7 protein-coding genes are annotated in these 6944 nt (G+C 46.2%); 6 read left to right on the forward strand and 1 reads right to left on the reverse strand.

The features are described from left to right. From ACWVCM_RS06135 to ACWVCM_RS06150, 4 genes are all read left to right on the forward strand, one after another. A partial coding sequence (locus ACWVCM_RS06135) for a M20/M25/M40 family metallo-hydrolase (protein WP_455200842.1) occupies positions 1-546 on the forward strand: 546 nt, incomplete at its 5' end. Between the two features lie 59 nt (positions 547-605). Continuing rightward, on the forward strand, positions 606-1610 hold the full coding sequence (locus ACWVCM_RS06140) for a hydrolase (RefSeq protein WP_455200843.1): 1005 nt from the start codon (positions 606-608) through the stop codon (positions 1608-1610). Between the two features lie 75 nt (positions 1611-1685). Continuing rightward, positions 1686-2336 carry an arylesterase gene (locus tag ACWVCM_RS06145; RefSeq protein ID WP_455200844.1) on the forward strand — a complete coding sequence of 217 codons (651 nt, stop codon included), beginning with the start codon at positions 1686-1688 and terminating at the stop codon, positions 2334-2336. A 235-nt stretch (positions 2337-2571) separates the two neighbouring features. Then, a complete protein-coding gene (locus ACWVCM_RS06150; RefSeq protein WP_455200845.1) occupies positions 2572-2931 on the forward strand; it encodes a PilZ domain-containing protein in 360 nt (119 codons plus the stop codon). 13 nt (positions 2932-2944) lie between these two features. Here the strand turns inward: ACWVCM_RS06150 and ACWVCM_RS06155 are convergent, their stop codons facing one another. Continuing rightward, complete coding sequence (locus ACWVCM_RS06155) at positions 2945-3676, reverse strand: ABC transporter permease (protein ID WP_455200846.1); 732 nt, start codon at positions 3674-3676, stop codon at positions 2945-2947. Between the two features lie 320 nt (positions 3677-3996). Between ACWVCM_RS06155 and ACWVCM_RS06160 the strand changes: the two genes are divergently transcribed. Both ACWVCM_RS06160 and ACWVCM_RS06165 read left to right on the forward strand, forming a co-directional pair. Continuing rightward, entirely contained in the window at positions 3997-6060 is a 2064-nt protein-coding gene (locus ACWVCM_RS06160) for a FeoB small GTPase domain-containing protein (protein ID WP_455200847.1), read from the forward strand. Between the two features lie 446 nt (positions 6061-6506). Further along, positions 6507-6944, forward strand: a 438-nt coding sequence (locus ACWVCM_RS06165) for a fibronectin type III domain-containing protein (RefSeq protein ID WP_455200848.1), incomplete at its 3' end; no start/stop codon positions are given.

The raw sequence follows: 6944 nt of genomic DNA on the forward strand, positions 1-6944 counted from the left end.
GCTTACCCGCACCTCGCCGAAAATCCAGTGCATTTAGCCGCTCCTGCGCTACAGGAACTGTGCGCCATGGAATGGGACCAGGGTAACGAGTTTTTTCCGGCAACCACTTTTCAGGTTTCCAATATACAGGCAGGTACCGGTGCAAGTAATGTCATACCGGGTGAACTGGAGGTATGGTTTAATTTTCGCTTCTCGACAGAAGTAACCGATAGCCAGTTACAAAGCGCAGTTGAGTCCATTCTCGACAAGCATCAATTGAAATATGAATTGCAATGGACCCTATCGGGACAGCCTTTTCTGACCTCAGCCGGCGAACTGGTTGATGCCGCTAAAGCTGCTATCAAAGAAGTCGCGGGCATTGACACGGAATTGTCGACATCAGGCGGGACTTCTGACGGGCGTTTTATTGCGCCTACCGGTGCACAAGTACTTGAGCTTGGTCCAAGCAATGCCACGATTCATAAAATCAACGAATGTGTCAAGGCAGATGACCTCGACAAGCTATCCAGCATGTATGAACGTATTCTGGAAAAACTGTTAACCTGACCTACAGCCCTGGTTAGCCGTTATGGCTTAGGCGCGCTAGCAATCGAAAGTCTGTTGTCATGATTACCCAAAGCTCGTTCAAACCTTCTTTACTCCTTCGGAATCGCCATACGCAGACGATTTTGCCCTTTTTTCTCAAGGCAAATAATAACATCCCTTATCAAAAGCAGCGCCTGGAACTACCCGATGGCGATTTCGTGGATGTCTTCTGGTGTGATAGCCAGCCAACATCGGAACAGTCCTCGTTACCTGAATTACAACCTGTTGCCATTGTATTACACGGCATGGGTGGTTGTTTTCAATCTCATTACATTCCCGGGATGATCAGGACCTTGCTCAATCAAGGTTATCGTGTGGCGTTTCTGCATGCACGCGGTTGCAGTGGTGAAGCAAACCGATTACCAACAACCTTTCATGCCGCTGATACAAGTGAACTGGATTATCTGGTCCACACCATCAAACAACAATATCCCGCTACGTCAATCTCGGCGGTAGGCTTTTCACTGGGCGGCAGTATACTGCTAAAGTGGCTGGCTGAGACTAACAATAAGAATTTATTAACAGGCGCAGTCGCTTTATCAGTACCGTTTGATTTGTCAGCCACCGCAGACGCGATTAATACAGGATTTTCACGAGCCTACCAGGCTTATCTGCTCAATCGACTCAAATCCCTGGCCATTGAAAAACTGCGTAACCACCCCGCACCACTTAACAGACATCAAATAAAGGCAATTAAAACTTTAAGAGAATACGATAATTTAATGACGGCTCCCATCAATGGCTTTGGCAATGTTGACAACTACTATGCCACGGCCAGTTGCAAACAGTATCTTCATGGAATTCAAACGCCCACATTAATCCTGCATGCCAGAGATGATCCATTCGTACCAGCTGATTCCATCCCGAACAACGATCAACTTTCGAAGAGCATCACTTTAGAGATTGCCGATTACGGAGGTCACGTGGGATTTGTTAGCAAGTTTACAAACCGAAGCAAGCGCTATTTTGATTGGCGAACACCCCAGTTTCTCAATGACTATTCTGGTAAGCCTGGGGCATTATGAAGAATGCGCTGACTGATTCCCAATAATGTCTTTTTACACTTGAAATTTTCCCCTGAAATTACTTCACTTATTACTATGCCTGCAATACAGAAGATCCAGCATGAATCAGTCGACAGTTTCCCCTATATCCTGATTGTTGCTATTTGCCTGTCAGCGATTATAGCCTGCTCCAGTAAAACACCCCCTCTCAACAAACTCTCAAGCGATGCAGTAGTTGTGGCTTTTGGTGATAGCCTTACCTATGGCACCGGGGCAAAAGATGATGAAGCCTATCCGGCACAATTATCTGACCTGATTCAACGAGAGGTCATCAACGAAGGCAGGCCCGGCGAATTAAGCGCTGATGGTTTAAGGCGTCTACCCGCGGTATTAGATGAGCACCAGCCCGAGCTACTCATCCTTTGCCATGGCGGCAACGACATGCTGCGCAAGAAAAATACCCAGTCCATAGTGAATAACCTCAAAGCTATGATCGCAGAAGCAAAACGACGAGGTGTGCAGGTAATATTAATTGGTGTACCGGAACCTGCGCTGTTTCTACTGGAATCTGCACCGTTTTATTCCCAAATTGCAGCCAGTGAAAATATACCTTTTGAAGAAAACATACTGCCAGAAATAGAAAGTGATAATGCGTTGAAATCCGATACGATTCACCCCAATGCGGCCGGCTATCGTAAATTCGCCGAGGCAATTGCCAGGCTGTTAAGTCTGGCAGGCGCTGTTTAAGTAGCGGATATATTTAATCACATCTCTCACACCCGGTACTGCAATAGCTTTTCAAGCGGTTATCACCGTCGACAATATGTTATTCCTTAAATCAAACTGCTGAAAATTGCTGCTTAGTCTGCAACATTCTCGCGTTGTAGGCTAAAATGTAGGTAAGAAATGCTTATTTATTGAGTACTTACCCATTAACGCGTTGAGAACCACTCATCGATAATAAATATTGTGGAAAATAACAATGACAGAAGAAAACCGCCTGTTTAGCCGCATCCCTTTCGAAGCCATTGTGCACGTCACCAGTGTCGACGGTAGCTGGGATTGTGCGCTCATCGATATTTCGTTAAAAGGTTTATTGGTCAACAAGCCCGAAGGCTGGAGTGGTGTCATTGATGATCCGTTTTTAGTGGAACTGGATTTAAGCGGCAGTGATGCCAGTATTCGCATGGATGTATCGGTAGCGCACGTCGAAGATCAGCATATTGGTTTTCGCTGTGAACACATTGATCTGGACAGCATTACCCATTTACGCCGGCTGGTTGAACTTAATGTGGGCGACACCGATATCCTTAATCGCGAGCTTAATGCATTGGGTCGATAATTAGTTTATCGCACTATTCTGGAGTTTGTTTCTCATCGTGAATGGCCCGATCTGCAAAATAGGATTTCGCCAGTACCAGAAATCCGGCTGAAGAAATTCCCGCAGAACTAAACACCATACACATCACAACAATCTGGTATCTAACAGCCACCAATGGCGATACTCCCGATAATATCTGTCCCGTCATCATGCCAGGCAACGATACCAGCCCTACAGCGAATAACGAGTTTATAATGGGTATCATGGAAGCATGAAACGCGGTTTTGCGTGCCTTCTCATAATCGACACCGGTTTTTAATTCTGAATACAGTCGTTCTGCAGCCAGACTAACGGTGTTCATGGCATTGGCAAAAATCATCCCCGCCAACGGCACCATATAGCGGGGAGAATACCAGGGATCCAGAGTAAGTACTCCCTGCGTAATCACCAACAATGTAAATCCACCGCCCACACAAATAGCAATCAAGACATAATTTAATAATTTACGTCGATGTTCACCGACGACTCCCAGCGCTATCCAGCTTGATGCAACCACCATAATGACCAGGATACCCATTACTATCCAGGCGCTTTCGGCATTGAAAATAAAAACCAGCAGGTAACCAATGATCAACAACTGAATAAGCATGCGAACAATCGCATAAATTGCATTGCCGTAATTCATGTGCCATTTGACCAGTATCGCCAGGACAACGATCATCGGAATAAATGCAATCGAGAGATCGAGAATAGAAATATCTTGCATGGTGTTGTTTATTATTCCTGTATGAGTGGTTGACTACAGCCTCGTTAAAAAACAGGATTCATATCAGTCTTCGCAATGAAAAACCAATTATCCGCTTGCAACAACACTGACGATTTCCCACAATAAACGCGCGAGAATTTGAGGCATGTTAGCAAGTAATCCACTCAAAATGTTATAAAAATAGCAAAAAATTGATTTAGCTCGGTAAATCACAATGATTTTGCAGTAATAATAACTTTCGTCAGTTGGTCCAGTGAAATCCTGGACCTGAAGCTTACCAATCAGAGCAGTGTATTCAATGAAGCGGGTGTTTATATTTAATGCTTGACAGGACAAATTCAGCGACGGTCTCAGTCGCTCCGCCAGTCAGACTATTTAAAGGTGCGAACCGTTTGCGTATTGCCCTGGTGGGAATGCCCAACAGTGGTAAAAGCACGTTATTCAACGCTGTCGCCAGCACATCAGTACAAACCGGCGAACTGGAAGGTACACATCTCGCTTACGGTGAATGTCGCGTGCAAATCGGTTCCGACGAAGCGGATCTGATTGACCTACCCAGCATTCATACTCTGCATCATTTACAACATGATGACCTGATTGGGCTTAAATATCTATTGTGGGGCAATCAACGGCCCGTTGTATCGGCACATGAATCAAATCAGCCACCGGCTCCTTTTACAGCCCCTGATGTCATTATTCAGGTTGTAGATGCTACCGCACTGGCAAGCCATCTCGAACTCAGCCTGGAATTGTCGCAGTTAAGCCGGCCCACGGTGATCGCGCTCAATATGATGGACCAGGCCTGGGAAAAAGGCTTACATATAAACGTTAGAAGATTAAGTAAATTGCTCGGTGTACCTGTTGTTCCTACCACAGCTTTGATGGGTCATGGTATATCAGAACTTTTTAATATCGCTATCGAAACCGTTCGCAATAATGTCTGCCCCTTGCCACAGCCGGTTAACCAGCACATTCAGGATACTTTACAGCCACTAAGCAGTGCGCTGAACCAGTCAGACATTCACCAGGCTTTTCGGGTTTCACATTCATTTCTGTTACTGCAATTGGCTTCCGGCGATCCCTATTTTATCCACGAATTAAAACAGCACTTTCCAGATCAAACACCTCAATTATTGCAATTGCGGGAAACTGCCGAACACCAGTTACCGCGCTCTCTTGACGAAGAGCTACACGCTGACCGACATCATCAAGCGGCATCTATTTATGAAGCCGTCACCCGAATCGGTGCACCTCATGAAGGGAGTGGCTGGCGTTACTGGCTGGATGAGTTATTTCTCCATCCCCGTTGGGGACTGGCGGGTAGCCTGTTCGTTTTTGCTGCGGTGCTTTTTGTCGTGTTCGAGGTGAGCGCATGGCTGGACTCAATGACTGCGGCAAAACTGGTGGAATGGGCTTCTGTCTGGCAACCTGCCTCAACCAGCGGTGTGGTAGGTCGTGCGGTAGTTGATGGATTGATTGGCCTGATTGGTATCGTCATACCTTACATGATTCCACTGGTCATGTTGTTAGTCGCTCTGGAAGAATCCGGAATCATGCACCGCATTGCCTTTGTCGTCGACCGCTGGTTTCATCATCTTGGATTACACGGTGGCGTCGCGGTACCGTTCTTACTGGGCCTGGGTTGTAACGTACCCGCTCTGTCGGCAACCGCTACTGCCACGAAGGGTCGCGAACGTATTATCGCATCAGTGCTCGTCACCTTTGTGCCCTGCTCCGCACGATCAGCGGTGATTCTTGCGTTGGCCGGCAAATATCTCGGTGGCCTGGGTATCTTCGCGATATTCATAATTACCATGGCCGTAATTTCTGTCATGGGCCACCTGCTCAGTCGACATTTTAAAGAAAGCGGGCCGGGACAAATCCAGGAAATACCGGCATACGCATTACCGCAATGGCGTTCTATGTTGAGTAAAGCCTGGAACCGCACTCGTGACATTTTAACTATCGTCACACCTCTGCTGGTAGGAGGCAGTATTGTTCTGGCCTTACTTGGTCACTTTGGAGCAGACGCAATCATTAACACCGCGCTTACCCCAATCTCAAACTGGTGGTTAGGCTTGCCGGTTGTATTGGGGGTGCCGATCCTGTTTGGAATACTTCGAAAAGAACTTTCCTTACTGATGATTTACCAGGCACTGGGAACTTTCGAAGTTGGCCTGTATATGGACTGGGTGCAAATCCTGACTTTTCTTATCTTCCTTACCTTTTATTTTCCCTGTGTATCCACCTTCGCAGTTATGTTGAAAACCATTGGCACTAAACACGCTTTACTATCTGTGAGCCTTTCAGTACTGGTTGCATTGTTAGTCAGCGGTGTGATCCGACTCGTATTAGAAATTTCACGTTACCTTCTTGTTATCTAGTCAAATAATAGTCATGCTTGTTTTTCATCCAGCCGAAAAGCGAAAAATAGTCCAGTAAAACTCAGTGCACTCAATTCAGCAGTATTGAACAAATACTATACACCCAGTATTCACGTTAAATAATAACAATAACTTACACAACCCAACACGATATCACTTTATACAAACTCCTTATTTGAGATTGCCGCCAACATGTAAAATCGATGGGTGTAAGATGACAACCGCATAACGACATTACCGGCAATTAGTGACCGCTTAAAAAGCGTAAATACTCCCACTTTCCGCGCTACGATTTAGCGTATAATACTCATTCTTGTCTGCACGCTCAGTGTATTTGCTAGGACAGGATAATAACTGTGCTCGCAAAGTTTCACACAGTGATATAAGAATGAAACTGGCAGTTTGATACAGGTATATTTTTGATTGTAACGTTGGGAGTAGTAAAAATGATCGGGGGAGCGATAGCTATTCGCCTTCGGACGAAGCTAGTTTTTTTTGGTATCAGTCTGTTATTAATCGGTTGTACGGCGGGTAATCCCGGGGGAGAACTGGGAACCGCACCGGCCACCCCACAGGCAACTGGCCAGGCCGGCGATGGCAGCATCAGCCTGGACTGGCCCGACAATCCACAGGTAGCGTTCTACCAGGTCTATTGGTCAGCGGCCGGCAATGTGGGCAATGCCAGTCAAAAAATGAGTTATTCACCGGCCATGACACCGGGCCAGCAATGTGAAGACATTGAGGGCGAAGCCATTTGTATGCAAGCGGTCACTGATTCCCATTTCCAACTGGATGGTTTGAATAATGGTACTACCTACTATTTCAGCGTTGTCGCCTATAACGATGCCGGGCAAAGTCTTCCCTCAACCGACATTGCATTAACA

It is taken from the genome of Kaarinaea lacus (assembly GCF_975902315.1).

Bases quoted from the DNA above. Each gene is read 5' to 3' on its own strand.
- ACWVCM_RS06140 (WP_455200843.1), top strand. From the start codon at position 606: ATGATTACCCAAAGCTCGTTCAAACCTTCTTTACTCCTTCGGAATCGC.
- ACWVCM_RS06145 (WP_455200844.1), top strand. From the start codon at position 1,686: ATGCCTGCAATACAGAAGATCCAGCATGAATCAGTCGACAGTTTCCCC.
- ACWVCM_RS06150 (WP_455200845.1), top strand. From the start codon at position 2,572: ATGACAGAAGAAAACCGCCTGTTTAGCCGCATCCCTTTCGAAGCCATT.
- ACWVCM_RS06155 (WP_455200846.1), bottom strand. From the start codon at position 3,676: ATGCAAGATATTTCTATTCTCGATCTCTCGATTGCATTTATTCCGATG.
- ACWVCM_RS06160 (WP_455200847.1), top strand. From the start codon at position 3,997: ATGCTTGACAGGACAAATTCAGCGACGGTCTCAGTCGCTCCGCCAGTC.